Raw genomic sequence first — 26,131 nt, 5'->3', positions numbered from 1 at the left:
TCCTTCTGACGCCGGTCAACGGCGGAAGGAGGCGCAGGTTCATACGGGCTTCGCGGCGCTCAGCATGTAATTGACCGCCGTATCGCGGGAGGCGCGCCAGCCGTCGTTGAGCGGGTTGTAGACGACGCCCGTCGTGTCGGTGACATCGAGGCCGCCGGAGCGGATCGCGGACGAGAGTTCATCCGGCTTCACGAACTTCTCCCAATCGTGCGTACCCTTGGGCAGCCAGCCGAGGACGTATTCCGCCCCGACGATGGCGAGCGCGAACGAGCGCATGGTGCGGTTGATGGTGGCCGCGAACAGCAGCCCGCCGGGCTTCACCGCCGCACAGGCGCTGCGCACGAAGGCAGGCATGTCGGAGACGTGCTCCACAACTTCCATGATGAGCACGACGTCGAACGCCTCGCCCGCCGCCACGACCTGTTCGATGGTCTGCCCTCGGTAATCGACCGGCACGCCCGCCGCCTCGGCATGGGCGCGGGCGACCGCAAGATTCTTCTCCGCCGGATCGAGCCCCGTCACCTTGGCACCGAGCCTGGCCAGGGGTTCAGACAGGACACCGCCGCCACAGCCGACATCGCAGATCGTCAGGCCATCGAGGGCGAAGGGCACGTCCGGATCGCGGCCATGGTGGCGGCACAGGGCATCGCGGATGTAGCCGACGCGCACCGGGTTGAAGCGGTGGAGCACCCGCATCGGCCCGGACTCGTCCCACCACGTGGCAGCCATGGCGTCGAACCGTGCGACCTCGTCCCGGTCCACGAACCCGCCCGTCGTCTCCGCCATGATCCAGCCCCTTACCCACCTCGGTGAACACCAGTCCGGACGAGCTTTACCGTGCTCCCACATGCGACCTCATCCTGAGGTGCCCGCGTGAGCGGGCCTCGAAGGAGGGCTCCAGACGGCTCAGCGATCCCTGGAGCCCTCCTTCGAGGCCGCATTGCAGCACCTCAAGATGAGGAAGAGCGAGGGGATCGAGGGGTGATCGCCTGATAACGCAATGCTCCCATCCGCAGGGCGAGCGCAACCCGGAAGGACGTCGCGGCTTTGGCGCACCCCAAGCCAGGCCGGACGTTGACAGGGGGAACCGGCGCGAGTACCCGCGAAACCCGTCCGGGGGCGGGCCCCGGCCGGTCTTCGGCGGGACGCCCGCTCCGGCTGCACGGGCTTGGAAACGTTCGAAGAATGCCCCGTCTGGTAATGAAGTTCGGCGGTACGTCCGTCGCCAATGTCGATCGCATCCGCAACGTCGCGCGCCATGTGGCCCGCGAAGTCGCGGCTGGCTACGAGGTCGCCGTCATCGTCTCCGCGATGTCGGGCAAGACCAACGAGCTGGTCGATTGGGTGAAGGATGCCAACGCCCTCTACGACACCGCCGAGTACGACGCCGTCGTCGCGTCGGGCGAGTTGGTGACGGCGGGCCTGCTCGCCATCGCCCTGCAGAAGGAAGGCCTGAAGGCCCGGTCCTGGCAGGGCTGGCAGATCCCGGTCCTCACCTCCGAGGCGCACGGCTCCGCGCGCATCGCAGACATCCCCTCCGCCAACCTCGATGCCGGCTTCGCGCGCGGCGAGGTGGCGGTGATCGCGGGCTTCCAGGGCATCCATGCCGAGAGCGGCCGGGTGACGACCCTCGGGCGCGGCGGGTCGGACACCTCGGCCGTGGCCGTGGCCGCGGCCATCGGAGCCGAGCGCTGCGATATCTACACGGACGTGGACGGGGTCTACACCACCGACCCCCGCGTCGTGCCGAAGGCCAAGCGCATGGAGCGCGTGACCTTCGAGGAAATGCTGGAGATGGCCTCGCTCGGCGCCAAGGTGCTGCAGGTGCGCTCCGTCGAACTCGCGATGGTGCACCGGGTGCCGACCACCGTCCGTTCCTCCTTCGACCCGCCGGACGCCGCGCGCCCGGGTACCCTCATCTGCGACGAGGACGACATCGTGGAACAGCAGATCATCACCGGGATCGCGTTTTCCCGGGACGAGGCGCAGATCACCCTGCGCCGCGTAAAGGACAGCCCCGGCGTCGCCGCCGCGATCTTCGGACCGCTGGCCGATGCCAACATCAACGTCGACATGATCATCCAGACGGTCTCGGGCGACCAGTCGACCACGGACATGACCTTCACGGTGCCGTCCGCCGAGTACCAGCGTGCCCGCGCCATCCTCGATGAGGCGCGCGAGCATATCGGTTACGCCCAGATCGAGGGCGCGACGGATGTGGTGAAGGTGTCCGCCATCGGCGTCGGCATGCGCAGCCATGCGGGCGTCGCCGCCAAGGCGTTCCGCGCGCTCGCCGAGAAGGGCATCAACATCCGCGCGATCACCACGTCCGAGATCAAGTTCTCGGTGCTGATCGACGCCGCCTACACCGAGTTGGCCGTCCGCACGCTGCATTCGCTCTACGGGCTCGACCAGGCCTGAGGCCTGGTCGACCACGCAGGCTGTCGAAAGCGGCACATTTCATGAACTAAACGCCCCGGGACGGATTGCCGTCCCGGGGCGATTGGCGCCAAGGTTGCAGGGGGCCGACGCCACGGTCACCCACCGACGCTGGAACGACGATACGATGCCCGCTGCGCTCGGAGGCCCGCGCCTTCTGCTGCGCCGCCTCCGCGAAGCAATGGCGGAGCCGGTGAGCCCGCAGGCGCGCCTGGACCGGATCGTCGTTCTGATCGCCGCCAACGTGGTGGCCGAGGTCTGCTCGGTCTACGTGCTGCGCGACGACAACATCCTCGAACTCTTCGCCACCGAGGGCCTGAACCGCGAGGCGGTGCATCTCACGCGGATGCGCGCCGACGAGGGCCTCGTCGGCCTCATCGCTTCCACCGCCGAGCCGCTGGCCCTATCGGACGCGCAGAAGCACCCAGCCTTCTCCTACCGCCCGGAAACGGGCGAAGAGATCTACCACGCCTTCCTCGGCGTGCCGCTTTTGCGGGCAGGGCACACGCTCGGCGTGCTGACCGTCCAGAACAAGACCTACCGCGTCTACTCCGAGGAGGAGATCGAGGCCCTCCAGACCACCGCCATGGTGCTCTCGGAGATGATCGCCTCGGGCGAACTCGACGGGCTCGGCTCGCAGGCGAGCGCCGCAGCCCGGCGCCCCGTGATGGCACGGGGCGTCTCTCTTTCGGATGGGATCGGCCTCGGCCACGTCGTGCTGCACGAACCGCGCCTCGTGGTGAAGACGCTCATCGCCGAGAACGTCGACCGGGAGGTCGAACGTCTCGACGCGGCGATCGAAAGCGTGCGCTCGGCGATCGATGCCCTGGTGGAGCGGGGCGACCGGATCGGCACCGCCGAATCCCGCGAGGTCCTGGAAACCGTGCGGATGTTCGCCCACGACCAGGGCTGGCTGCGGCGGATGCGCGAGGCCGTCGCCTCGGGCCTCACCGCGGAGGCTGCCGTCGAACGGGTCCAATCGGACAACCGGGCGCGGATGCTGCGTCAGTCCGACCCTTATCTGCGCGAGCGCCTGCACGATCTCGACGATCTCGCGAACCGCCTGCTGCGGGCGTTGATCGGCCCCGGTTCGGCGGGTCATGCCATGCTGCCCGAGAACGCGATCCTCGTCGCGCGGACCATGGGTCCGGCGGCGCTGCTCGATTACGATGCGGGCACGCTGCGCGGCATCGTGCTGGAGGAGGGCGGCCCGACGAGCCACGTCGCCATCGTCGCGCGGGCGCTCGGCATACCGGCGGTTGGCGAGGTCGAGAACGCCACCGCCCTGTGCGAAGCGGGCGACGCGATCATCGTGGATGGCGTCGCGGGGGAGGTTCATGTCCGGCCGGGGCCGGAGATCGAATCCTCCTATGCCGAGATGGTGCGCCTGCGCGCCCGGCGGCAGGAGCAGTACAGGGCGCTCCGCGATGTGCCTGCGATCACCCGGGACGGGGTGAAGGTCGGGCTCAATCTCAATGCCGGGCTGCTGATCGATTTCAGCCATCTGGAAGAGACGGGCGCGGAGGGTGTCGGCCTGTTCCGCACCGAACTGCAGTTCATGGTGGCCCAGCGCATGCCCTCGGCGGCCGAGCAGCAGGCGCTCTACCGGCAGGCCCTCATCGCTTCGAACGGACGCCCGGTCACGGTGCGCACCCTCGATATCGGGGGCGACAAGATCCTGCCGTACATGGCCAAGCTCGAAGAGGAGAACCCGGCGCTCGGCTGGCGGGCGATCCGCATCGGCCTCGACCGGCCCGCCCTGCTGCGGATGCAGCTTCGCGCGCTCCTCAAGGCCGCGGAGGGGCGCCCCCTCAAGATCATGTTTCCCATGGTCGCCACCGTGCACGAGTTCACGCAGGCGCGGGCGATCGTGGATCGGGAAAAGGCGCATCTCGCCCGGCACGGCTACAAGCTGCCGCAGCCCTGTGAGCTCGGAGCGATGGTCGAAGTGCCCTCGCTTCTGTTCCAGATCGATGAGATCGCCCGCGAGGCGGACTTCCTCTCGGTCGGCTCCAACGACCTGATGCAGTTCCTCTTCGCCGTGGATCGCGAGAACCGGCGCGTGGCCGATCGGTTCGATCCGCTGTCGATCGTGGCGTTGCGGGCCTTCAAGCTGATCGCGGATCGCGCGAACGCGGCGGGCTGCCCGGTGACGGTCTGCGGTGAGATCGGCGGCAGGCCCCTTGAAGCCATGGCGTTGATCGGCCTCGGCTTCCGGAACCTGTCGATGTCGCCCGCCGCCATCGGCCCCCTGAAGGCGATGGTGCTGAGTCTCGATGCGGGGGAGGTCGCCCGGCTGATCGAACGCGAGATGGCCACCCTGCACGATGGCCAGACCCTGCGCCCGATGCTCACGGCCTACGCTCATGAGAACGGCGTGCCGATCTAGGACGCCTCATGACATCGATCCCGGCCTCAACCTCATCCTGAGGTGCCGACGCGCGAGTTCGGCCTCGAAGGAGGGCTCCAGCAGGCGCTGCGATCCCTGGAGTCCTCCTTCGAGGCCGCTTCGCGGCACCTCAGGATGAGGGGAAGGGTAGGTCCAAGCGGGGTAGCGTAATCCTGCGTCGATCCCCGCACGAGAGAACGACAGCAGCCACCTTGCGGAACCTTCCGCCGGGGTTGTACGCCCTCGCGGAACCGGGCCGACACACCGACGTCCCCATAGAACAACCGGGCGATGATACCTTTTCCACCCGAACGCCTCGACGCCATCCTCGTCCGGCACGACCTCGTCACCGCACAGCTCGCCTCCGGCGAGGGTGAATCCGAGACGGTCGTGCAACTCTCGCGGGAATTGTCGGATCTCGATCCGGTCGTGGCGGCGATCCATGCCTACCGCGCGGCCCTCGACAACCTGAAGGGCATCGAGGGGCTGATCGACGAGGCCGGGACCGATCCAGAGATGCGGGCGCTCGCCGCCGAGGAAAAACCCGAGGCCGAGGCCGGGCTCGAGGAGGCGCACCGCGCCCTCCAGCTGATGCTGCTGCCCAAGGATGCGGCAGACGAAAAGAGTGCGATCCTCGAAGTCCGCGCGGGCACCGGCGGCGACGAGGCGGCCCTGTTCGCGGGTGACCTGTTCCGCATGTACGCGAAATACGCGGAGTCGAAGGGTTGGCGCGTCGAGGTGCTCTCGGAGAGCGAGGGCACCGTCGGCGGCTACCGTGAAATCGTCGCCGAGGTGAAGGGCAGGGGCGTGTTCGCGCGGCTCAAGTTCGAGAGCGGCGCCCACCGGGTGCAGCGCGTGCCCGACACCGAGACGCAGGGGCGCATCCATACCTCCGCCGCCACCGTCGCGGTGCTACCAGAGGCCGAAGATGTCGACATCGTCGTCAACGATGCGGATCTGAAAATCGATACGATGCGCGCGCAGGGCGCGGGCGGCCAGCACGTCAACAAGACGGAATCGGCCATCCGCATCACCCACCTGCCCACGGGCATCGTGGTCTTCGTCCAGGAAGAGCGCTCGCAGCACAAGAACCGGGCGCGGGCGATGTCGCTCCTGCGCGCGCGCCTCTACGATGCCGAGCGCACCGCCAAGGATTCCGCCCGCGCCGCCGACCGCAAGGCGCAGGTCGGCTCGGGCGATCGCTCGGAGCGGATCCGCACCTATAATTTCCCCCAAGGCCGCGTGACCGACCACCGGATCAACCTGACCCTCTACAAGCTGGAAGAGGTCATGGCCGGGACGGCGCTCGACGAGGTGGTCGATGCACTGATCGCGGAGCATCAGGCGGAATTGCTCGCCGCCGAGGGCATGGCGTGAGCGGGAAGGGCGGCCTCGACGCCTCCCAGTCCCGCCGTGCCGCCCTGCGCTACGCTACCGCCTTCCTCGACGCGGCGGGAATCGCCGGGGCCGAAGGGGATGCACGTTTCCTGCTGCTCGGCCTGCTCGGCCTGGCTCCCCGCGACCTCGCTCTGGATGGCGACCGGCCGATCGGTGGCGCGGGAGCCGCGTTATCCGACGCCCTGACCCGACGGGCGTCGGGGGAACCGGTCGCGCGCATTCTCGGGGCCTGGGAGTTCTGGGGCCTGCCCTTCACTCTCGTGCCGGACACGCTGGTGCCACGCCCCGACACCGAAACCGTGGTGGAAACGGCGCTGGCCGCACTGCCCGACCGCCAGGCGCCCCTGCGGATACTCGATCTCGGTACCGGTTCGGGGTGTATCCTCGTCGCGCTTCTGAGCGAGTTGCCGAACGCGATCGGCATCGGCCTCGACCGATCGGAAACCGCCTTGAGAACCGCCCGCGCCAATGCCCGCGCCAATGGCATCGGCGAGCGTATGCAGGTCGTGCAAGGCGATTGGTGCAATGCCCTGCGCGGCCCCTTCGATCTCGTGGTGTCGAACCCGCCCTACATCGAAACCGGCATCATCGCCGGGCTCGACCGGGAGGTCGCCGAGCACGATCCTCGCGCCGCCCTCGATGGCGGTCCGGACGGTCTCGACGCCTATCGCGCGATCTTGAACGCGATCGGGCAAGGCGGATTACTCAGGCTGGGTGCCCCCGCCATTCTGGAGATCGGCTACGATCAGGCGAGATCCGTCGAGGCGATCGGGGTCGCGAACGGGCTGACATTCGCGGGCTTGTCGCGTGATCTCGGGGGCCGCGACCGGGTTCTCACCTTCATCCATTGAAGTTCATCGTCCGGGCGCCCAAATCGTGCCGACGAATACAAGTGCATCACCATGCGATGGCGCGCACGGTGGCCGCATCGGGCCGCTTCCAGGAAAAAAGCTTGTTGCAGCGCATGGGAGAGGCTAGACTCCGCTTGAAGATCGCGAACGTTTCGTTAAGACGAGCCGCGATAGGGTCGGTGGAGACCACGGCCGCCACGTAGTTCGCCGATCCCCTCATCATCCGGAACAAGGCGCACGCGAGGTTCGCGTGCCGGTCCGGTACCGCTCGAACCTGACAACTGCCCTGTGGTCCGCGCCGTTTTATTCGGCCTGCGACGCAGGCGGTGGCTCAACCGATCGGAGAGGTTCGTGCGAAGTGTTGCACGGCTGCTTTCGGGCAGTGCGGGTCGGGACGACGCACCTGAGGTGTGCGCAATCCCGGACGCCCCTTTGACTTGTCTGGCGTGAACTGAGGGTCACTGAAGACCGATGAGACCGAACCAGAATCGACGGATGCGCGGGCGCAATCGCCCCAAGGGTCCTAATCCGCTGACGCGCTCGTACGAATCGAACGGCCCCGACGTCAAGATCCGCGGTACCGCTCAGCACATCGCTGACAAGTATGCGCAGCTTGCGCGCGATGCGCTCGCCGCAGGAGATCCCGTCGCGGCGGAAAACTACTTCCAGCACGGCGAGCACTACTTCCGGATCATCTCCGGCGCTCAGGAGCAGGCGCGTCCCGTCCAGAACGGATACGCGGCCCGGGCCTTCGACGACGAGATGGACGAGGGTGACGAGGACGCCCAGGGCCAGGGCGGTCAGGCCAACGGCAACGGCTATAATGGCCAGGGCTACGGGCAGGACGATTACGGCGATCCCGGCAACCAGCCGCAGCCCTACGAGGCACGGCAGGACAATTACCAGGAAGGGGGCCGCCAGAACCGCGACCGCTTCCAGAACCGCGACCAGCGCCGTTTCGACGGCCAGCCGCGTCAGGAGAACGGCCGCCAGGATTACGGCCGCGACCGTCAGCGTCAGGACAACCGTCACGACGGCAACCGGCAGGATTACGGACGCCAGGACCGCCAGGATAACGGGCGTCAGGATTATCCGCGCCAGGATTATCGCGGCCAGGACGGCACCCGGCAGGATCAGCCGCGCCAGGACTACCAGCAGCGGTCCGAGAGCCCGCGCGCCGAGCGGTCGGAGTTTCGCGAGAACCGCGCCGAGCGGCAGGAACGCCAGGACCGCCCCGAGAGACAGGACCGCCCCGAGAGACAGGATCGTTCGGAGCGTCAGGACCGTCCCGAGCGGCAGGAGCGCCGCGAATTCCGTCCCGAGGCGCCGCGCGGTGAGTTCCAGCGCACGGAAGGAGCACCGGCCCGCCGCGAGCGTCGCCGCGAAGAGCCCGCTGCGGTGACCGAGGAAGCGGCAGCCCTGCCGGCCTTCCTGATGGCCCCGGCGCGCCCCGCTGCTGCCGCACCCGCTCCCGAGCCAGAGCAGCCCCCGGCCCCCGAGGCTGAAGCCGCCGACGAGGCTCCCGCGCCGAAGCCCCGCCGCCGCCGCCGTCCGCGCTTCGAGAGCGCGGCCGCCGAGGCGGGCGAGGGCGGAACGCCCTCGAACGACACGCCGAGCGAGTAACCCTTGCCTCCGCCGCCCTTCGTGTGAGGGCGGCGGAGGGATTGTCGTTCGACCAAGCGGTATCTATGTCGCCTCGGCCGTGAAACATTGGATTCCGATGGCCGCTTCCCGACACGTCCTTGCCGGATTGCTGGTGATGGCGAGCCCCGCGCTCGCTGCCCCCACTGGGCCGGAACCGGCCCAGACCCCCAATGCGCAAGCGCCGATCGTGCTCGCCAACCACCGGGCGGTCTATGATCTGTCCTTGAGCGGCAGCACGGGAACGCGCACCGTCGAGTCGGCACGCGGACGCATCGTCATCGATTTCCGGGGTGATGCCTGTCGCGGCTATACGATGCAGACCCGTCAGGTCACGGAACTGACCTCCGGCGAGACCGGCGCCCGCCTGTCCGACCTTCGCAGCACCACGTTCGAGAGCGGCGACGGGCACGAATTCCGCTTTCGCAACACCACGGCGTCCAACGGCGAGAACGCCGTACCCATCGACGGCACGGCGACGGAGAACCGCGACGGGCTGAGCGTGAAGCTCAAAGGCAAGCCAAAGCCCATCACGTCGGACGGGATCGTGCTGTTCCCGAGCGCGCACATGCGCAAGCTCGTCGAACTGGCGCGCGCCGGGCAGAGCACTCTGTCGGTCAAGGTCTATGACGGCTCCGACGACGGGCAGAAGATCTACGACACCTTCGCGGTCATCGGTCAGGCGACGACGGCGACCACCGATCTCGACAAGCCGCTGCAGACCGGACCCATCGCGGCGGTGCGGCGCTGGCCGGTGAAGCTCACCTACTACACGGCCGGGGTCGGCGAGCGTACGCCGATCTACACGCTGAGCTTCGATCTCTACGAGAACGGCGTCAGCGGGCGGATCAAGCTGGATTATGGCGATTTCGCTCTGGCCGGCGTGATGACGACCCTCGACCTTGAGGCCGATAAGCCGTCGAAGGACGCCAAGGGCTGCACGCCCTGACGGCGGCGGCCTTCGGCCGTCGCACCCTCGCTACATCCACTCGTCGTCCGGCCGGGGCGAGAGGCGCTGCCACGCGGCGATGATGCGCTCGGGCTTGATCTCCAGCGAGCGGGCGCAGGCCAGCAGCACCGGCTCGTCGCCCGCAACATGATCGAGCACCCCCGCCAGGAAGACGGGGTCCTTGGCACCGGCCCTCACCGCCTCCAGATCGAGGCCGGTGGCCGCGAGGAAGGGGAAAAGCCGGTCCTCATCCCCAAGCATCCACAGAAGAACGTCGAGGGCGACATGCTCCGCGGGGTCATCCCCCTGTTGAGATTTGCCTTTCGTCAACATGTAACCCTTAAAACCGTCGCAATGGGGCTGATGGGTCCTTAATCATGATCGTCTCTGACCGAGGCAAGCAACCATGTCGAAGACGGTGCTGATCGTCGAGGACAACGAACTGAACATGAAGCTGTTCAACGACCTCCTTGAGGCGAACGGCTACGCGACTCTGAAGACCGCCAATGGCATCGAGGCGATCGAACTCGCACGCGCCCATCACCCCGATCTCATCCTGATGGACATCCAGCTTCCGGAGGTCTCCGGGCTCGAGGTGACCAAATGGCTGAAGGAAGACGACGACCTGAAGTCTATTCCCATCATCGCCATCACGGCCTTTGCCATGAAAGGCGATGAGGAGCGTATCCGCGAGGGCGGCTGCGAAGCTTATTTATCCAAGCCGATCTCGGTCGCGAAGTTTTTGGCAACCGTTCGCTCGTATCTTGAACCCAAATGACGCGGCGCCGTGCCGTCTCCCCCGTCGCGAGGTCCTGAGCCGCGCCCGAGGGCGGCTGTGGCGCGCGACGCAAGCGAGGTAGCATGTCGGCCCGCGTCCTGATCGTCGATGATCTCTTCCCCAACGTGAAGCTGCTCGAAACGAAGCTCGGCCTCGAATATTTCGACACGCTCGCTGCGATGAACGGCCCGGATGCCATCGCAATCTGCGAAAAGGGTCTCTGCGACCTCGTCCTCCTCGACGTGATGATGCCGGGCATGGACGGCTTCGAAGTTTGCCGCCGCCTGAAGAACAATCCTGTCACGGCCCATATCCCGGTGGTGATGGTCACCGCCCTCGACCAGCCCTCCGACCGGCTGAAGGGGCTCGATGCGGGCGCGGACGACTTCCTGACGAAGCCCGTCGATGACACCGCCCTGTTCACGCGGGTTCGCAGCCTCGTGCGCCTGAAGGCCGTGACCGACGAATTGCGCCAGAGGGCTTTGGCCTCCCGCGCCTTCGGCATGGGCGATCCCCTCGTCACCGCCGCCGCGGAAACCGGCCTCGACGCGCAGATCCTGCTGGTGGAAGATCGGCCCGGCGCCGCCGACCGGATGGCGGGCGCCTTGAGCCAGCACCATCGCGTCACGGTGGAAGCCGATCCGCTCACCGCGATCCAGGTGGCGGCCGAGGGCGAATTCGACCTCGCCCTGATCAGCCTCGATCTCACGGGGCATGACGGCCTTCGCCTGTGCAGCCAGCTCCGCTCCCTCGACCGCACCCGCGGCATGCCGCTGATCATGATCGCGGAGGCGCATGACCGCGCCCGCATCGTGCGCGGCCTCGATTTCGGGGTGCACGACTACCTGATGCGCCCGGTGGACCGGAACGAGTTGCTGGCGCGTGCCCGCACGCAGGTTCGGCGCAAGCGCTTCTCCGACGTTCTGCGCGGCGCGATGCAGGCCTCGATGCAGATGGCGGTGACGGACGGGCTGACCGGCCTCCACAACCGCCGCTACCTCGACAACCATCTCGGCATGTTGTTCTCGGAGGAGGCGATGCGCCATCGGCCGATGGCCGCGCTCATCCTGGACATCGACCGCTTCAAGGCGATCAACGACACCTACGGCCACGAAGCCGGCGACGACGTGCTGCGCGCTTTCGCCGACCGCGTGCGCCAGCACACGCGGCCGATCGACATCGTGGCCCGTTACGGCGGCGAAGAGATTGTGGTGGTCCTGCCGGATGCCGGGCTGGCCGAGGCCCAGGCGATTGCCGAACGCATCCGCGAGCGCATCCAGGCCGCGCCCTTCGCGGTTCAGCGGGCCACCCGTGATCTGCCGGTGACGGTCTCGATCGGCGTTGCCGTGCGCTGCGCCGACGACGCCTCCCCCGGCGACATGCTCCGCCGGGCCGACGAGGGGCTCTACGAGGCCAAAGCGGGCGGCCGTAACCGGGTGGTGGCGCAGGCCGCCTGACCTTCAGCGGGCCCCGACGCAGCACCGCCCGTCACTCGGGACGGTTGACAGAGTCTGGCTTCTCCCCAACACCTCGCGCCCGCAGCGACCGGGGTTCGTTCCGGGCGTGTGACCCTTCACGACCCGGACCACGGAACCCCATGGCGGCGACGCGCTCCTATCTCGATTTCGAGAAGCCGGTAGCCGAGCTTGAAGCGAAGCTCGAAGAACTGCGCGCCGTCGGCAGCCAGGACGGCGCCGTGTCGATCAGCGAGGAGGTCGGGCGGCTGGAAGCCAAGGCCCGGCAGGCGCTCGCCGAGATCTACGCGGCCCTGACCCCGTGGCAGAAGACACAGGTCGCCCGCCATCCGCAGCGCCCGCATTTCGTGGATTACTGCGCCGGACTCATCACCGAATTCACGCCCCTCGCAGGCGACCGGACCTTCGGAGAGGATGAGGCCATCGTCGGCGGCTTCGGCCGGTTCCAGGGCCGTCCGGTCTGCGTACTGGGCCAGGAGAAGGGCGCCACCACCGAGGCGCGGCTGCGCCATAATTTCGGGATGGCCCGTCCGGAGGGATACCGGAAAGCAGTGCGCCTGATGGAGACCGCCGACCGGTTCGGCCTGCCGGTCATCGCCTTCGTCGACACGGCCGGAGCCTATCCGGGTATCGAAGCGGAGGAGCGCGGTCAGGCCGAGGCCATCGCCCGTTCCACCGAGGCCTGCCTCGCCCTGTCGGTGCCGAATGTGGCGCTGGTGATCGGGGAGGGCGGCTCGGGCGGCGCCATCGCGCTCGCCACCGCCAACCGGGTGCTGATGCTGGAGCACTCGATCTACGGCGTGATCTCGCCGGAGGGCGCCGCCTCGATCCTGTGGCGCGATGGCGGCCGGGCCCACGAGGCCGCTACCGCCATGAAGATCACCGCGCAGGACCTGCTGCGCCTCGGTGTCATCGACGCCATCGTCCCCGAGGCGGTCGGTGGCGCGCATCGTGACCGAGAGGGCGCCATCCAGGCGGCCGGGCAGGCCCTGAGTGAATCGCTGTCGATGTTCGATGGGCTCGACGCGGCCACGATCCGGGGCCGCCGGGCCGACAAGTTCCTCGAGATCGGCAGGCGTCTGTGACGGCGGCGGCCGGGCTGAGGAAGGCTCTCGGCCGCCTTGGACTCCGCCGCCGCGATACGCGCGAGCCGGGGATGGCGAACGTCATCTCCCTTGGCTGCAACTGCCAGATGGCGCACGTCCTCAAGACCCTCGACCTGCGCACGTGGTCCGGCCCGTTCGACTGGATCTTCACCATGCCGGGCATGGTGCGGGATTGCCTGGAGGACGACTTCGCCACGCTGACCGACCGCAGCCAATTGGAGAGCATCCCCGTGCCCGAGCGCCGGGGCGCCGACATCTGGAAGGGGCGCCACCGCCTGTACCGTGAGCGTCACGGGCTGGAATGCGTGTTCAACCACCACGACCCGGCCGCAGATCAGGACGATTACGCGTTCCTCACCGAGGGCGTACGCCGCCTGCGCCGGGCCCTCGACACGCCCGGCACGCGCAATCGCCTGTGGATGATGACCCACCTCTACACACCCCGCCCGGTGGTGGAGGAGATCGACGCGCTGCTCGGGCGGCGAGCGAGCACCAACCACCTGACCTTCGTCCAGATCATGCCTGGCCGCGAGCGGGTGGAGGTCTCCGAGGCCACGGACATCTCGACAAGCCTGCGCTGGTTGACGATCGACAGCCCGACGGAGCCGGTCGGCCTGCGCCTCGCCGATCCGGCCGACGATGCCGCCCTCGTGGGGATCATCCGCGCCGAGGCCGGGCGGCGTCCCGAACGGCTGGCGTGAGCGCGGCGGGGGACGCGGCCGCCTCTCCCCGCAGGGACTCGACCAGGAAATCGACCAATGCCCGCACCCGCGCCGGCATGGCGGAGCCGCCGACGAACACGGCGTGGATCGCCTCGCGATCCTGCGGATTGAATGGCTCCAGCAGCGGGACGAGGCGGCCTGCGGCGATGTCCTCGCCGATATGGAAGTTGCCGACGCGGGTGATGCCGAGGCCGCGCACGGCGAGTTGCACCAGCGTCTCCCCGTTATTGGCGGCGACGTTCCCGCTCACCGGCAGGATGTAGTCCTTCCCATCCTCGCGGAACGGCCAGCCGGGTTCGCTGCGGCGGAAGCTGAAATCCAGGCAGTTGTGAGCCGCAAGATCGGCGGGCCGACGGGGCACGCCCATCCGTTCGAGATAGGCCGGCGCCGCGACCACCGTCCGCCCCGTCTCGCCGAGGCGGCGGGCGGTGAGGGGGCTGTCGGCCAGGGGACCGAAGCGAATCGCCACGTCGGCCCGCCCCCCGAGCACGTCCGCGAGTTCGTCGCTGAGATCGATCTGGGCGACGATGCGAGGATGGCGCGTGACGAATTCGGCGAGCAGCGGCACGATCACCAACCTCCCATGGGCAGTCGCGGCGCTGATCCGGACCCTGCCGCTCGGGCAGCCCCGGTCGGCGAGGGCCCGCTCGGTCTCATCGAGATCCGCGAGGATGCGCCGGGCGGCGCGCCCATAGGACTCGCCCTCCGCCGTCGGGCGTAAGCTGCGGGTGGTCCGCACCAGCAGCCGCACGCCGAGCCGCGCCTCGATCCGGACAACGATCCGGCTGACCGCCGAAGGCGTGAGGCCGAGCTTGCGCGCCGCCCCGGAAAGACTGCCCGTTTCCACCACCGCGACGAAGACGGACATTTCGCCCGTCCGGCCGATCCGATCCTGCAGCATTCGTGACGCCCAAGCACAAATCCTGATCCGCTAACGGGACTACCGCCCCGGAAACGATTCCGCCACGTGCTTCGGCGGAACGAGCGGAGACGGATATCATGGCGATCAACCCACCTCTTCTGGCCTTGGCAGTTGGCGCTTTCGGCATCGGTGTGACGGAGTTCACGCCGATGGGAATGCTGCCGCTCATCGCGGAGGATTTGCACGTGTCCATCCCTGCGGTAGGGTTGGTGGTCAGCGCCTACGCCATCGGCGTCCTGATCGGGGCGCCGCTCATGACCCTCGCGACGGCGCGGATGCCCCGCCGTCGCTTGCTGGTCGGCCTGATGGGTATCTTCACCCTCGGCAATCTCATGGCCGCCCTGGCCGACAGCTACGGTATGTTGGTCGTGGCCCGCTTGGTCACATCGCTCAATCACGGCGCCTTCTTCGGGGTGGGCGCCGTTGTCGCCGCCAGCGTCGTGCCTCCCGATAAGCGCGCGGCGGCGGTGGCCGCCATGTTCTCGGGGCTCGCCATCGCGACGATCGGGGGCGTACCCCTCGCGGCCTGGATCGGCGAGGTCCTGGGCTGGCGTGCCGCCTTCTGGGGCATCGCGGCGGTCGGCGCCGTCGCCATGCTGTCCCTGCGCTTCGCCCTTCCGCCGCTGGAACCCGAAGACGCCGCCGACCTATGGGCCGAGTTGCGGGTGCTGGCTCGTTTTCAGGTCCTCGCGGCCCTGGCGCTGACCATGGTCGGGTTCAGCGCGATGTTCACCGTATTCACTTACATCGTCCCGATTCTGCGGACAGAGACCGGTGCCACGTCGTCGTTTGTCACGGGAATGCTGGTCCTGTTCGGGACCGGGCTCACCCTGGGCAACTGGCTGGGCGGGCGCTTCGCGGATCGGTCGGTGGACGGCACGCTCGCGGGATCGCTCGCCGCGCAGAGCGTCATCCTCGTCCTGTTCGCCTGGGGCATGCAGGGGCAGGTCACGGCAGCGGTGCTGATGTTCCTCTGGGGTGTTGCGAGCTTCGCCAGCGTCGCCCCCCTTCAGATGCGGGTGATGGAGCAGGCGAGCGAGGCCCCCAACCTCGCTTCGGCGATGAATATCGGGGCGTTCAACCTCGGGAACGCGATCGGCGCTGCCGTGGGCGGCTTTGTCATCGATGCCGGGCCCGGCCTCCCGGCGGTGTCGCTCGCGGGCGCCGTCCTGGCCGGGGCCGGGTTGCTGCTGCTGTTGGCCCTGCGGCATGTGCGGCCCGTCACACTCCTGACCCCATGCTGAGGGAAACCGGTGGACCACCCCCTCCGTCGATGGCCCGGTGTTGCATCCGGGTCATTGCGGTAACGAAGCCGCAAGCTTAACGACGTTAGACGGTTGGGGAGTGACGCCCGAAACCGGCCGATACCAACGGCCTCCGGGCGAGAGTTCGAGGACGAGGTTCCCCATGACGGCGCGTCCCGCGACTGCGAGGATGCTGGCGGCCGCTGCCTTGACCGCCCTTCTGCTCGGCGCCTGCCAGGATGGCAGCGGGATCAACGGTCCCACCGCCCGGAGCATCGCACCCATCGCCCCGCAGACCCTGTCTCTGATGCAGACCAAGGGGATGCAGCAATCCGACCCGATCCTGATCCGCGCCTACAAGAAGGAAGCGGAGATGGAGGTGTGGAAAAAGGGCAATGACGGGCGCTACGCCCTGCTCAAGACCTACCCGATCTGCCGTTGGTCCGGACAGCTCGGTCCCAAGACCCGCGAGGGCGACCGGCAAACGCCGGAGGGGTTCTACACGATCACCCCGGGCCTGATGAACCCGAACTCGTCCTACTACCTCTCGTTCGATACCGGCTTTCCGAACGCGGTCGATCGCGCGAATGGCCGTTCGGGCCGCTATCTGATGGTTCACGGCACCTGCTCGTCGGCGGGCTGCTTCGCCATGACCGATGCGTCGATCGCCGAGATCTATGCCATCGCCCGCGAGGCCTTCATCGGCGGCCAGCGCAGCTTCCAGTTCCAGTCTTATCCATTCCGGATGACGGCCAAGAACATGGCCAAGTTCCGCAATGATCCGAACGCTCCATTCTGGCGCAACCTCAAGGAAGGGTCCGATTATTTCGAGGCCCTTCGCGAGGAGCCGAAGGTCGGCGCCTGCGGCACCCGCTATGTGTTCGGCGGGTCCGATGTCGCGGCCGGATCCTGCGCGCCGAAGGTCGACCCGCTGGTCGCCGAGAAGCGTTCGCAGGACCAGCACGAGATCGCCGAGCTCGTCGCCAAGGGCACGCCCGCCGTGCGTGTCGTCTATCAGGATGGAAGCCAGAACCCGGTTTTCCGCCCGCAGAACAACCCGACCGCCTTCGCGAGCCTCGGCGGCACCGAGCAGGTGCTGCCCTACGACGCGAAGGAATACGGCCGCCACACCCTCGGGGAGGTGAGTCGTCCCGAGAGCCTCGCCGCGGCACCCGAGGAGGTCGAGATCGACACGAAGGGCCGCCCGGTGATGCTCGCTGCCGCGCCGCAATCGCCGACGACGACCGCCTCGACCACGCCGAAGGCAGGTGACAGGGCTACGGCTAAGGGGAAGGCTCCGGCTTCGTCAGCGCCGACGACGCTGATGGCCGCGGCGCCCGAGACGCCCCCCGCCGCCCCGGAAAAGCCGGCCCGCATCGCGGTCGCGGATGCCGACGGCGAGTCCGACGGGTATCAGAAGCTTCTCGGCAACATCTTCTCCAAGGACAAGGTCGCCCCGGTCACCCCCGCGACGGACGCGGCCACGGTGGAGCCTGTCAAGGTCGCGGCGGCCAAGCTGGAAAGCCCGGCGAGCAAGGCAGCGGACACCAAGCCGTCAAATGCCAAGTCTTCGGTCGCCAAGTCTTCGGCTGCCAAAAGCGGCCCGGCGGGCAAGGAGCATCACCCTGCCCACGCGGTCGAGACGAAGAAGCCCGAGTCGGCCAAGCCCGCCTCCCGCCACACGATCGCGAAGGCGGACACCAAGCCCTGATGGTTCAGACCAGCGGCCGGTCGCGGTTCATCAGCCATAGGGCGTGAACCGTGCCGGGGATCCAGCCGAGGATCCAGAGTACGATGTTCAGCAGGAACTGAAGCCCAAAGCCCGTCGTGACGACCACGGCGATGGGCGGGATGAAGATGGCAAGCAGAATTCGGACCAGGCTGGACATGCTGCCTCCGTAAGGCGGGAATGGAAGGTTCGGCGCAAAAACAAAGCGCGGCCTTATCCGTTCCCTTAGACCCGTAATGCTCGCCTTGATGCCCATGCAGATTCGCCTTACCTCGCTCAAGCGAGGTATTTAGGCCGATGGCGATTCTCACTGTGACGGCACGCGGTCAGGTCACCTTCCGCAAGGAGGTCCTGCAGCATCTCGGCATCAAATCCGGCGATAAGATCGAGCTCGAGTTCCTTCCAGATGGGCGCGCCCAACTGCGCGCTGCCAAGCCTGCGGGCGGCTGGCGAGACCTGAGTGGCTTCCTCAAGGACAAGGGCAACGGCGCAGCTTTTTCCATCGAAGACTTGAATGAAGCGATCGCGGAGGCGGGAGCCAAAGCGGGCCGCGAGCGGTCATGAAGATCACCGCGGATACAAACGTGCTGGTCCGCCTGCTGATGGCGGACGACGAGACGCAGAATGCTCTCGCCATCCGCGCTGTCGAGGAGGCGAGCGCCGTAGCGGTCGGCATTCACAGCCTGTGCGAACTGGCTTGGGTTCTTCAACGCCACTACGGCGTGCCCCGTGCCGAGGTCGCCAAAGCGATCCGACGCCTCACCGAGGCGCGTAACGTCGTTATCAATCGTCCCGCCGTCGAAGCCGGGCTGGAGATTCTGGAAGCAGGAGGCGACTTTGCGGACGGAGCCATCGCCTATGAGGGGCGGTGGCTCGGGGGAGAGACCTTTGTCTCTTTCGACGCGAAGGCCGTGAAACTGCTTGAGCGGGCCGGCGAGCAGGTCCTGATCCTGGCCTGAACTCTGGCCCGCCAAAAGTGTCGGCGGGCCGGATATGACCTACTTCGGCGGTGTGGTGGCGCTCGGGACGTTGGCCGCCTGCTTCTCCGGGTTCTTCACTTGGCTATAGGCCACGTTGGAGAAGGTGCCGATCACCGCAGGCCAGCTCGGGTTGCCGTATTGGGGATCGTCGCGGCCGACCTTGCAGAAGGCCGTGGTGAGGCCGTTGACGATGTCGTCGTCGCTGACGCCGGTCTGCTCGGCCTTGATCTGCGGGGTGAGGCGGGCGAGCGTCGGCACGAAGTCCTGCTGCTTCAGACCCTTCAGGCTGTCCGCGATGTTCAGCTTGTCGAAGGCGGATTTGAGCTTGTCCTGCTCGATCTCGGCGCAGGGCGCCGTCCCCGCGAGCATGGTCTTGGTCGCCGCCCGCGCATCGGAGGCCTCAGTTCCTGTCAGGACCGGGGCCGAATTCCCCCACGAATTGCGGATGTAGTCCGTGACGTTCTTCACCTCGACGTCGGTCATCTGCTGGCCGATCGCCACCATCGGGGCGAGGCCGCTCTGGGCCGCGAGACCGCCATAGATGACCCGCAGCACCGTCTCCGGCCCCTTCGACTGCACCGACGTGTTGCCCGCGAGGGCCGGAACGGCACCTTCGATGCCCTTGCCGTCAGGCTGATGGCAGGACGAGCAATAGGTCAGGTAGGTGGAGGCGCCGGGCGCATCCTTCGAGTCGAAGGCTGCCAGATCCTTCGCCTTGAAGGTCTGCTTGGCGGGGATGGTGCGCAGGTAGGCGACCATCGCCTTCAGATCCTCCTCCTTCACCTTGGAAAGAGATTCCATGATGGTCTGGCGCATCGGGCCCGCCGCAACGCCGGGGCGATCGCCCGGCGCGGTGCCGGTCTTGAGGTAGGTCACGACCTGTTCGTTGGTCCACGCCCCGATGCCCTGATGGCCATCCGGGGTGATGTTCGGGGCGTACCAACCGTCGATGACGCCGCCACCGAAACGTCCGGCGAAGCTCGAATTGCCGACAAGCTTGTTCTCGTTGTGGCACATGGCGCAGTGCCCGAGACTCTCCACGAGGTAGCCGCCGCGATTGACCTCGGCGCTGGCATTCGGATCCGGCTTGAAGCGCTCTTCCGTGAAGAAGGCCGTCCGCCACGTCACGAGCGCAGTTCGTACGTTGAACGGGAACGGGATCTGGCTCTCTTGACGCTTCTCGTTCACCGCCGGAATCGACTGGAGATACGCCCAGATGGCCTTGGTGTCCTCGTCCGTTGTCTTGGTGAACCACGCGAACGGGAAGGCCGGATACAGGTAGCCGACATTCTTGCTGTAGCCGTGCCGGAACGCCTTCTCGAAGTCGTCGTACGTCCAGTTGCCGAGGCCCGTGTCCTTATCGGGCGTAAGATTCGGCGTCATGATCACGCCGAAGGGCATGTTCAGTGCATAATTACCGGCGAGGTACTTGCCGCCCGGCGCCGTGTGACACGCGGCGCAATCGCCCATGGTGGCGAGATACTTGCCCCGTTCGACGAGGTCCTGGCCATCCTGTGCGAGAACCGGCGAGGTCAGGATGGTGCCGGCGAGCAGGCCGGACGCAAGGACGAATCTGCGCTGCATGGCCGGCTTCTCCGGGGCAGGTTGATCGGAAGAATTCAAAACAGGTGTCGCGCGTAAATGCGCCTTGGATACCGTTGTTCCTGTCGCGTTAAGCCGGGCCCTGCGGCCAAGCGTCCTCAACCCTTGCATCGTTTCGGAGGATCGCGGGCCGAAGCGTTCTCCGGCGCAAGACGAGGTCAGCGACATGGGCGCCGAGACCCGCCAGCATCCAGCACGCCACGACCGGCCAGGCAGACCCGGTGAGCGCAGCGCGCAGGGCGAGCATCAGGGCGGCACCGGCTGCGATGGTGGCGCCGAAGGGCGCGAACCGCCCCGCGCTCCGGCACAGCACCAACAGAAGCACCGCCTCGACCGCGACGCCGACGAGGATCAGATCGACGATACGGCCAGAGGCGAAGAGCCCCTCCATCACACGAGGCTCCGGCGCGGGTTCAACTGCACGATACGCAAGTTGAGACAGGCGGCGACACCGACCCAGGCGAGGTAGGGAATGTTCAGGAGGGCGGCCACGGTGCTCACCCGCCCGACCGTCAGGATCAGCGCGACGATCGAAAGCCAGAGAAAGGCCACCTCGACCAGCGCCCAATCCGGGCGTCGCAGCCGGAAGAACAGCACGCTCCAGAGAATGTTGAGAACGCCGTTCACGGCGAAGACCGTGACGATGAGCGGCCGGGCGGCGGCCGACCCGCTCCAGGCGAGCACGCCGGAACTCGCCGTCAGCGCGAAGATCGTGGCCCAGATCGGCCCGAAGGCCCAATCCGGTGGCTTCCAGGCGGGGACGTGCAGGCGCCGGTACCACGCGTCGGTGCGCGTTGCGACACCGCCCGCCACAGCCACCAGCACGGCGCAGGCGGCGGCGATGAGGGCCGTCCCCCAATCCGCCTGCGCGAGGGCGGTCACGGGGACACCCAGCGGAACAGGTGGGCAAGATCCTTGAAGAAGATGCGGACATGCGCACCCGGCTTCGCCCGGACCAATTCCTTGTTCATGTAGGAATCCCAGGTGAGCTGCTGCACGTCTTTGTCACGGCAGATCGAGACGAACCGCTCGCGCAGGGCGTCGCTCCGGTACCAGACCCACTGCATGATCCCGAGGATCAGGAAGACCCGGCCGTGCTGCTTCATGAAGCGGCGGCGGGCAAGGCCCAGCGCTTTCGCATCGCCGGTTTCGAGAAAGGCGTCGGCAGCTTCGGCGGCGAGGCGCCCGCCCAGCATCGCATAGTAGATGCCTTCGCCCGAAGCCGGAGCAACGACGCCCGCCGCATCTCCGGCGAGGAGCACGTCGCGGCCATTGTCCCACCGCTTGAGGGGCTTCAGCGGAAGGGGCGCGCCCTCTCGCCGGATCGTCTCGGCCCCGGCGAGGCCCGACGCCTCGCGCAGTGCGCGGATCGAGGAACGGAGCGAGAAACCCTTGCGGGCGCTGCCGGTGCCGATGCTCGCGGTGTCGCCGTGGGGGAAGATCCACGAATAGAAGTCGGGCGAGTGGCGGCCCTGATAATAGACGTCGCAGCGGGTCGGGCCGATCGCCGCCGCGCCCGCCTCGCCGGGTTGCGGAACACGGACGATCTCGTGATAGGCGAAGACTTGCCGCATCTTGTCGTGGCCCGGCACCTCGGCCCGGCCGACCGGTGAGGTCGCGCCGTCGGCGCCGATCACCAGCTTGGCGCGCACGGCATGGCGCTCCAGAGTCTCGCCTTTCCCGGTGGTGAAATGGACGAGCGGCGGCCCGTCATCGGGGCGTGAGATCCGGTCGAAGGCGGCCTCACGCAGGTCGGCCCCTGCGGAAGCGGCGCGCTCACGCAGCCACGGATCGAAATCCTTGCGATCGACCATGCCGACGAAGCCCTCGCCGACCGGCATGTCGACCTCCTTGCCGCTCGGCGCGATCATGCGGGCGGCGCGGATCCGGGCGACGAGGAGATGGTCGGGAATCGCGAAGTCGCGGATCAAACGGGGCGGGATCGCCCCGCCGCAGGGCTTGATGCGACCGGGCTTGTCGAGAAGCAGCACGCTGCGCCCGGCACTGGCGAGATCGCAGGCCGCCGTCGCTCCCGATGGCCCACCGCCGACGACCACGACGTCGAAGGTCTCTCCCGCAGGGTGATGCTGGGTCATGGCCTACCTCGCCTCGAATGCCGGATTGAGCGGGAAGGAGGGGGCGGGCGCCACCGCGACGCGCAAGGCGAAGGCGACGGCGACGAGAAACAGGACACCCTCGGCCACGAAGACCGTGGCGTAGGCATGGACCGGATCGGCCACGACGACACGCATGGCATCGACCGCGAACGCGCCGAGCACACCGCCGCCGCCGAAGGCGACGCCCTGGGCCGCGCCCCAGACGCCCATGCGAGTGCCGCGCTCGCGCTCGCCGCCGCTTCCGGCGAGCGCCATCATCGAGCCGATGGCGGCGACCGCGTAGATGCCGTTGGCGACGCCGAGGGCGAAGACCGCGCCGCGTAAAGGAAAGTCCGGACCGGACGGCCCGCCCGCCGCGATGGCGAACAAGGCCAACGCCGAGGCGCCGCAACCGATGGCGATCCAGAGGCGCAGGGAAGCCAGCGCCGTGCCCTTGGCGAGCAAGGTCACCGCCGCGACGAAGAGCATGCCCGCCAACACGCCGCCATGCTGAAGTCCGGCGAGCTTGGTCGTCGCCCCCGGCCCCATGGCGAAGACGAGCCCGGCATAGGGTTCGAGGATGAGTTCCTGCGCGCTGTAGGCGAGCATGGAGACGAAGACGAACACGGTGAAGTGCCGGGCCACCGGATCGGCCAGCACCTTGCGCAGAACGTGGCTGAAGGGCGGCTTGGCCTCCGGCGCCTCGGGGCGCGGGACCGGAAGCCCCTTTTCCACGCCGGTCACGGCGAGCGCGGCCACGCAGAAGGCGATGAGGGAAACCGTCCCCGACACAGCGACGAGGCGCATCACCGTGAACGGTTCGAGGAAGTGGCCCGCCAGCGGCGCCGTCACCGCGAAACCGACGATCATCATCACCCAGACAAGGGTCGCCGCCGCCCCGCGCCGGGCCGGTGCGACGCCTCCCGCGAGCAGGACGAGGAGCGAGGTCCCCGCCGCGCCGACGCCGAGGCCGACGAGCAGGAAGGACATCGCGGCCAAAGCCAGCCCGGCCGCGAGATGGGTCTGGGCCAGGGCGGTGCCGCAGGCGGCGCCGAACCCGCCGAGGCAGAGCGCCGCCATGCCGCCGACGATCCAGGGCGTGCGCCGCCCGGTCCGGTCGGAGCCGTAGCCCCAGCGCGGGCGGAGCACCTGCACGGCGTAGTGGATGGCGACCAGCAGCCCCGGCACGAGGGCGGGCAGGGCAAGCTCCACGACCATCACCCGGTTCAGGGTCGAAGTCATCAGAACGACGACTCCGCCGAGAGCGGTCTGCACGAGGCCGAGCCGCAGGATCGAGGGCCAGGAGAGATGGGCGGGGCCGCTCGCCATCAGAGGCCTCCCACCAGGGGACGCAGGGCGAAGGCCGCCGCGAGCATGCCGAGCACGTACAGGGTCGTTCCCGTGCCGTTGTACCACGCGGCCCGTCCGCGCGGATCGTCGAGGAAACGGACCATCAGAACCGCCTGTCCGGCGAGAAGGGCGCCGACGAGGCAGGCATGCCAGGGCCGCCCCCAGGCCGCGAGCAACGCGATCACCACCACCTGCGGCAGGGCCATGACGAGGCAGGCGAAACGCGCCGCGTTGGCTGGGCCGAGCTGTACCGGCAGGGAGCGCACGCCGGTGGCGATATCGCCCTCCACCGACTTGAAGTCGTTGAGGGTCATGATGCCGTGGGCGCCGATCGAATAGAGCAGGGCGATCACGAGCACCCGCCAATCCGGCATGGCGGTGGCCATGACCGCAGCGCCCGTGAACCAGGGCAATCCCTCGTAGCAGATCGCGACCGCCGAATTGCCCCACCAGCCGTTGCCCTTCAGGCGGAGCGGCGGCGCCGAATAAAGCCACGCCAGCACGAGGCCGAAGAGAGCCGCTCCGAGAATCCACGGGCCGAGGGCCGCCGCGACGGCGAGAGACAGGAGCGTCCAGCCGAGCGCGAGATAGAGGCCCCAGCGACCGGGGATCCGCCCCGAGGGGATCGGACGGTTCGGCTCGTTGATGGCATCGACATGCCGGTCGAACCAATCGTTCGCCGCCTGGCTGGTCGCGCAGACGAGCGGACCGGCGAGAATGATGCCCGCCGCGATCACCGGCCATTGCCCGTGGGCGGGCACGCCCGACGACACCACTCCGCAACCGAACGCCCACATCGGAGCGAACCACGTGAGCGGCTTCAGAAGCTCGACGACTGCACTGGGAGCGGGCGTGGCGGCCATGGCGGGAGGCTATGCCACCCCCACCAAGTGTCAAGCGAGAATGACACAGACCGCGTCAACTTGCGGGCGTTTCGTCCGGGACGGGTGCGCGAGGGCGATGACGAATATTTTATTCGTCGCTCGTTAAGCTTCCTCGCCAGGACCGAGGTCGCCGACACCGTAGCGGCGCATCTTGGCGTAGAGCCCCTGACGCGAGAGGCCGAGCATTTCGGCCGCCGAGGCGCGGTTGTCGCGGGTGATCCGAAGCGCCGCCTCGATGCACAGCTTTTCGATGAGATCCGTGGTCTCGCGAACGAGGGTCTTCATCGAAACACGGCCGACGAGTTCGGCCATCTGCTCCACCGAACGGGGCTCGGCGCGGGTGCCGACATTCAGCGCCGAGCGGGGCGGCAGCGCCCGGATCGACAGGCCGATGCAAGCGGGCGACGAGGGCAGGGACACCGCGGCGATCTCGACATCCTCGATCCCGCCATAGATGCCGCGCACCACGCTGGCGAAACGGCGGACGGATCCGTGATCCTGCAGCGTGGCAAAGAGCGTACGCGCCTCGGTCTCATCACGCGCGAGCCACTCCTCGATCGGGCGGCCACGCGCCTGTCCCTCGGCGGCGAGTTGCGCCAGTTCGAGGAAGGCGGCGTTCGCCCAGAGAACCCGGTGTCCGGAATCGGTAACGACGAAGCCCTCGGGCATTGATTCGATCAGCGCACGGGTCGGCAAGGTGCTGGTCGATTCACCGGGCCCGGTTCCAGCCATGCCCGGCTCGGGGATGAGTCGCAGAATCGCGCTGGTTCCGCCCTCACCACGAAAGAGCGAGGCCGAGATCGTCACCTCGCCCCGGCCCTGGGGCAGGGCAGCGCGAATATCGGCGGCCTGCCCGGTGGAGCGAAGGGAGCCATGTTGCGCTTCGAGCGTGCGCAGGCTCGCCTGATCGAACAATTCCACCACATCGACGCCCACGAGCCGACGAACGGCGCGGCCGAGGAGGCGGGCTGCGGCCGGGTTGGCCTCGATCACACGGCGGGTGGTCGAATCGACAACGAGCACCGCCTCGCCGCAGATCTGGAACAGCAGGCGGTAACGAGTCTCGGCGGCGCGAAGGCGATCGTAATCGCGTTCCAGCGTCTGTTGCGTGTCCGCGAGGCGCCGCTGAAGCGCCGCGACGGTGCGCATGTCGCGCCCGAGCACGAGAATCGGCCCGTCCGCATCGGGCCGGAGCGCCGTATAGCGAATCGGCAGGTCGATGCCCGTGGGGGAGGGATGGTTCACCTGCCGCCACCGGGTGATTTCCCCCGGGCCCGCATCGCGTAGCAGTTCATCGACCTTGGTGCGGCTCTCGATGGTCACCGTGTCCACGAGGCGCCGCCCGAGCCAACCGCCGATCTTTTCCTCAGCGAAATCGGCGGCTCCCGAGGCGCCCTGGATCACGCCATTGGCGTCGACGATCAGCGAAAGATCGGACGCAGCCGTCACCGCGAGGCCCGCCGCGCTCCCTCCGAGGAGTGCGGCAACCTTGGGCAGGGCCTCGTTCAGGACGGGCTCGGCAGGGCGTGGTCGAGGTGTCACGGATTTGTGTCGCAGTGCGTCGAACTGTCTACCT

The 26,131-nt window shown here is 67.9% G+C and carries 25 protein-coding genes; 14 read left to right on the top strand and 11 right to left on the bottom strand.

The window, feature by feature from the left end; translation table 11 throughout:
* Nucleotides 1–39 precede the first annotated feature (39 nt).
* A complete protein-coding gene (gene ubiG, locus J4O73_RS15755) occupies nucleotides 40–786 on the bottom strand; it encodes a bifunctional 2-polyprenyl-6-hydroxyphenol methylase/3-demethylubiquinol 3-O-methyltransferase UbiG (protein ID WP_426218785.1) in 747 nt (248 codons plus the stop codon).
* Between the two features lie 399 nt (nucleotides 787–1,185).
* Between ubiG and J4O73_RS15750 the strand changes: the two genes are divergently transcribed.
* The 6 genes from J4O73_RS15750 (at nucleotide 1,186) to J4O73_RS15725 (ending at nucleotide 9,667) form a co-directional block, all read left to right on the top strand.
* Nucleotides 1,186–2,421 carry an aspartate kinase gene (locus J4O73_RS15750; RefSeq protein WP_378971510.1) on the top strand — a complete coding sequence of 412 codons (1,236 nt, stop codon included), beginning with the start codon at nucleotides 1,186–1,188 and terminating at the stop codon, nucleotides 2,419–2,421.
* 145 nt (nucleotides 2,422–2,566) lie between these two features.
* Entirely contained in the window at nucleotides 2,567–4,828 is a 2,262-nt protein-coding gene (gene ptsP, locus J4O73_RS15745; RefSeq protein WP_426218783.1) for a phosphoenolpyruvate--protein phosphotransferase, read from the top strand.
* 291 nt (nucleotides 4,829–5,119) lie between these two features.
* Nucleotides 5,120–6,205, top strand: coding sequence for a peptide chain release factor 1 (prfA, locus tag J4O73_RS15740; RefSeq protein WP_426218781.1), 1,086 nt, complete (start codon nucleotides 5,120–5,122; stop codon nucleotides 6,203–6,205).
* Nucleotides 6,202–7,077 carry a peptide chain release factor N(5)-glutamine methyltransferase gene (gene prmC, locus J4O73_RS15735; RefSeq protein ID WP_426218779.1) on the top strand — a complete coding sequence of 292 codons (876 nt, stop codon included), beginning with the start codon at nucleotides 6,202–6,204 and terminating at the stop codon, nucleotides 7,075–7,077. Before prfA ends, prmC begins: the two co-directional genes overlap by 4 nt.
* 495 nt (nucleotides 7,078–7,572) lie before the next feature.
* Nucleotides 7,573–8,700 carry a DUF4167 domain-containing protein gene (locus J4O73_RS15730; protein WP_426218777.1) on the top strand — a complete coding sequence of 376 codons (1,128 nt, stop codon included), beginning with the start codon at nucleotides 7,573–7,575 and terminating at the stop codon, nucleotides 8,698–8,700.
* A 97-nt stretch (nucleotides 8,701–8,797) separates the two neighbouring features.
* The gene (locus J4O73_RS15725; protein WP_426218775.1) at nucleotides 8,798–9,667 is read left to right on the top strand and encodes a cell envelope integrity EipB family protein; all 870 of its coding nucleotides are present in this window, start codon (nucleotides 8,798–8,800) and stop codon (nucleotides 9,665–9,667) included.
* A 30-nt stretch (nucleotides 9,668–9,697) separates the two neighbouring features.
* Here J4O73_RS15725 and J4O73_RS15720 read toward each other — a convergent pair whose 3' ends face one another.
* The gene (locus J4O73_RS15720; RefSeq protein ID WP_426218773.1) at nucleotides 9,698–10,000 is read right to left on the bottom strand and encodes a DUF3572 domain-containing protein; all 303 of its coding nucleotides are present in this window, start codon (nucleotides 9,998–10,000) and stop codon (nucleotides 9,698–9,700) included.
* A gap of 73 nt (nucleotides 10,001–10,073) precedes the next feature.
* Between J4O73_RS15720 and J4O73_RS15715 the strand changes: the two genes are divergently transcribed.
* The 4 genes from J4O73_RS15715 to J4O73_RS15700 all read left to right on the top strand — a co-directional run bounded on the left by J4O73_RS15715 (nucleotide 10,074) and on the right by J4O73_RS15700 (nucleotide 13,727).
* On the top strand, nucleotides 10,074–10,445 hold the full coding sequence (locus tag J4O73_RS15715) for a response regulator (RefSeq protein WP_378971525.1): 372 nt from the start codon (nucleotides 10,074–10,076) through the stop codon (nucleotides 10,443–10,445).
* Between the two features lie 83 nt (nucleotides 10,446–10,528).
* Complete coding sequence (locus tag J4O73_RS15710) at nucleotides 10,529–11,902, top strand: PleD family two-component system response regulator (protein WP_426218771.1); 1,374 nt, start codon at nucleotides 10,529–10,531, stop codon at nucleotides 11,900–11,902.
* A 140-nt stretch (nucleotides 11,903–12,042) separates the two neighbouring features.
* Nucleotides 12,043–13,005, top strand: coding sequence for an acetyl-CoA carboxylase carboxyltransferase subunit alpha (locus J4O73_RS15705; RefSeq protein WP_426218770.1), 963 nt, complete (start codon nucleotides 12,043–12,045; stop codon nucleotides 13,003–13,005).
* A 71-nt stretch (nucleotides 13,006–13,076) separates the two neighbouring features.
* Entirely contained in the window at nucleotides 13,077–13,727 is a 651-nt protein-coding gene (locus J4O73_RS15700; protein WP_426218768.1) for a DUF1796 family putative cysteine peptidase, read from the top strand.
* Here J4O73_RS15700 and J4O73_RS15695 read toward each other — a convergent pair.
* Nucleotides 13,684–14,649, bottom strand: coding sequence for a LysR family transcriptional regulator (locus J4O73_RS15695; RefSeq protein WP_426218766.1), 966 nt, complete (start codon nucleotides 14,647–14,649; stop codon nucleotides 13,684–13,686). The two genes, J4O73_RS15700 and J4O73_RS15695, sit on opposite strands and share 44 nt — an antisense overlap.
* 98 nt (nucleotides 14,650–14,747) lie before the next feature.
* On the opposite strand from J4O73_RS15695, the gene J4O73_RS15690 reads away from it, so the two are divergent.
* Both J4O73_RS15690 and J4O73_RS15685 read left to right on the top strand, forming a co-directional pair.
* Nucleotides 14,748–15,914: an MFS transporter gene (locus J4O73_RS15690; RefSeq protein WP_426218765.1), complete on the top strand. Its 1,167-nt coding sequence runs from the start codon at nucleotides 14,748–14,750 to the stop codon at nucleotides 15,912–15,914.
* A gap of 163 nt (nucleotides 15,915–16,077) precedes the next feature.
* On the top strand, nucleotides 16,078–17,625 hold the full coding sequence (locus tag J4O73_RS15685) for a L,D-transpeptidase family protein (protein ID WP_426218763.1): 1,548 nt from the start codon (nucleotides 16,078–16,080) through the stop codon (nucleotides 17,623–17,625).
* Nucleotides 17,626–17,629: 4 nt separating this feature from the next.
* Here the strand turns inward: J4O73_RS15685 and J4O73_RS15680 are convergent, their stop codons facing one another.
* Nucleotides 17,630–17,803 (bottom strand): YqaE/Pmp3 family membrane protein, encoded by a 174-nt coding sequence (locus J4O73_RS15680; RefSeq protein ID WP_426218762.1) that lies wholly within the window; start codon nucleotides 17,801–17,803, stop codon nucleotides 17,630–17,632.
* 152 nt (nucleotides 17,804–17,955) lie between these two features.
* Here J4O73_RS15680 and J4O73_RS15675 point away from each other — a divergent pair, with 152 nt between their 5' ends.
* Both J4O73_RS15675 and J4O73_RS15670 read left to right on the top strand, forming a co-directional pair.
* A complete protein-coding gene (locus J4O73_RS15675) occupies nucleotides 17,956–18,207 on the top strand; it encodes an AbrB/MazE/SpoVT family DNA-binding domain-containing protein (RefSeq protein WP_426218760.1) in 252 nt (83 codons plus the stop codon).
* Entirely contained in the window at nucleotides 18,204–18,602 is a 399-nt protein-coding gene (locus tag J4O73_RS15670; protein WP_426218758.1) for a type II toxin-antitoxin system VapC family toxin, read from the top strand. The genes J4O73_RS15675 and J4O73_RS15670 overlap by 4 nt, the downstream gene beginning before the upstream one ends.
* 39 nt (nucleotides 18,603–18,641) lie before the next feature.
* Here J4O73_RS15670 and J4O73_RS15665 read toward each other — a convergent pair whose 3' ends face one another.
* The 7 genes from J4O73_RS15665 to ppsR all read right to left on the bottom strand — a co-directional run bounded on the left by J4O73_RS15665 (nucleotide 18,642) and on the right by ppsR (nucleotide 26,097).
* Nucleotides 18,642–20,207 (bottom strand): cytochrome c, encoded by a 1,566-nt coding sequence (locus J4O73_RS15665; protein ID WP_426218756.1) that lies wholly within the window; start codon nucleotides 20,205–20,207, stop codon nucleotides 18,642–18,644.
* 88 nt (nucleotides 20,208–20,295) lie between these two features.
* Complete coding sequence (locus J4O73_RS15660) at nucleotides 20,296–20,616, bottom strand: hypothetical protein (protein WP_426218755.1); 321 nt, start codon at nucleotides 20,614–20,616, stop codon at nucleotides 20,296–20,298.
* A complete protein-coding gene (locus J4O73_RS15655) occupies nucleotides 20,616–21,107 on the bottom strand; it encodes a TspO/MBR family protein (protein WP_426218753.1) in 492 nt (163 codons plus the stop codon). Before J4O73_RS15655 ends, J4O73_RS15660 begins: the two co-directional genes overlap by 1 nt.
* Nucleotides 21,104–22,321, bottom strand: a complete 1,218-nt coding sequence (locus J4O73_RS15650) for a geranylgeranyl diphosphate reductase (protein ID WP_426218752.1) — start codon at nucleotides 22,319–22,321, stop codon at nucleotides 21,104–21,106. Before J4O73_RS15650 ends, J4O73_RS15655 begins: the two co-directional genes overlap by 4 nt.
* 3 nt (nucleotides 22,322–22,324) lie before the next feature.
* Nucleotides 22,325–23,650, bottom strand: coding sequence for a BCD family MFS transporter (locus J4O73_RS15645; protein ID WP_426218750.1), 1,326 nt, complete (start codon nucleotides 23,648–23,650; stop codon nucleotides 22,325–22,327).
* Nucleotides 23,650–24,534 carry a chlorophyll synthase ChlG gene (gene chlG, locus J4O73_RS15640; protein WP_426218748.1) on the bottom strand — a complete coding sequence of 295 codons (885 nt, stop codon included), beginning with the start codon at nucleotides 24,532–24,534 and terminating at the stop codon, nucleotides 23,650–23,652. Before chlG ends, J4O73_RS15645 begins: the two co-directional genes overlap by 1 nt.
* A 123-nt stretch (nucleotides 24,535–24,657) precedes the next feature.
* A complete protein-coding gene (ppsR, locus tag J4O73_RS15635; protein WP_426218746.1) occupies nucleotides 24,658–26,097 on the bottom strand; it encodes a transcriptional regulator PpsR in 1,440 nt (479 codons plus the stop codon).
* Nucleotides 26,098–26,131: the final 34 nt, after the last annotated feature.

This window comes from Methylobacterium sp. NFXW15, assembly GCF_049887755.1.
In the GTDB taxonomy this organism is placed as follows: domain Bacteria; phylum Pseudomonadota; class Alphaproteobacteria; order Rhizobiales; family Beijerinckiaceae; genus Methylobacterium.
Note: the sequence above shows the minus strand (reverse complement) of the source record. Positions and strands in the feature narration are given on the sequence as shown.

Coding starts and splice junctions, on each gene's coding strand:
- ubiG (WP_426218785.1), bottom strand. CDS start 786: ATGGCGGAGACGACGGGCGGGTTCGTGGACCGGGACGAGGTCGCACGG.
- J4O73_RS15750 (WP_378971510.1), top strand. CDS start 1,186: ATGCCCCGTCTGGTAATGAAGTTCGGCGGTACGTCCGTCGCCAATGTC.
- ptsP (WP_426218783.1), top strand. CDS start 2,567: ATGCCCGCTGCGCTCGGAGGCCCGCGCCTTCTGCTGCGCCGCCTCCGC.
- prfA (WP_426218781.1), top strand. CDS start 5,120: ATGATACCTTTTCCACCCGAACGCCTCGACGCCATCCTCGTCCGGCAC.
- J4O73_RS15730 (WP_426218777.1), top strand. CDS start 7,573: ATGCGCGGGCGCAATCGCCCCAAGGGTCCTAATCCGCTGACGCGCTCG.
- J4O73_RS15725 (WP_426218775.1), top strand. CDS start 8,798: ATGGCCGCTTCCCGACACGTCCTTGCCGGATTGCTGGTGATGGCGAGC.
- J4O73_RS15720 (WP_426218773.1), bottom strand. CDS start 10,000: ATGTTGACGAAAGGCAAATCTCAACAGGGGGATGACCCCGCGGAGCAT.
- J4O73_RS15715 (WP_378971525.1), top strand. CDS start 10,074: ATGTCGAAGACGGTGCTGATCGTCGAGGACAACGAACTGAACATGAAG.
- J4O73_RS15710 (WP_426218771.1), top strand. CDS start 10,529: ATGTCGGCCCGCGTCCTGATCGTCGATGATCTCTTCCCCAACGTGAAG.
- J4O73_RS15705 (WP_426218770.1), top strand. CDS start 12,043: ATGGCGGCGACGCGCTCCTATCTCGATTTCGAGAAGCCGGTAGCCGAG.
- J4O73_RS15700 (WP_426218768.1), top strand. CDS start 13,077: ATGGCGAACGTCATCTCCCTTGGCTGCAACTGCCAGATGGCGCACGTC.
- J4O73_RS15695 (WP_426218766.1), bottom strand. CDS start 14,649: ATGCTGCAGGATCGGATCGGCCGGACGGGCGAAATGTCCGTCTTCGTC.
- J4O73_RS15690 (WP_426218765.1), top strand. CDS start 14,748: ATGGCGATCAACCCACCTCTTCTGGCCTTGGCAGTTGGCGCTTTCGGC.
- J4O73_RS15685 (WP_426218763.1), top strand. CDS start 16,078: ATGACGGCGCGTCCCGCGACTGCGAGGATGCTGGCGGCCGCTGCCTTG.
- J4O73_RS15680 (WP_426218762.1), bottom strand. CDS start 17,803: ATGTCCAGCCTGGTCCGAATTCTGCTTGCCATCTTCATCCCGCCCATC.
- J4O73_RS15670 (WP_426218758.1), top strand. CDS start 18,204: ATGAAGATCACCGCGGATACAAACGTGCTGGTCCGCCTGCTGATGGCG.
- J4O73_RS15665 (WP_426218756.1), bottom strand. CDS start 20,207: ATGCAGCGCAGATTCGTCCTTGCGTCCGGCCTGCTCGCCGGCACCATC.
- J4O73_RS15660 (WP_426218755.1), bottom strand. CDS start 20,616: ATGGAGGGGCTCTTCGCCTCTGGCCGTATCGTCGATCTGATCCTCGTC.
- J4O73_RS15650 (WP_426218752.1), bottom strand. CDS start 22,321: ATGACCCAGCATCACCCTGCGGGAGAGACCTTCGACGTCGTGGTCGTC.
- J4O73_RS15645 (WP_426218750.1), bottom strand. CDS start 23,650: ATGGCGAGCGGCCCCGCCCATCTCTCCTGGCCCTCGATCCTGCGGCTC.
- chlG (WP_426218748.1), bottom strand. CDS start 24,534: ATGGCCGCCACGCCCGCTCCCAGTGCAGTCGTCGAGCTTCTGAAGCCG.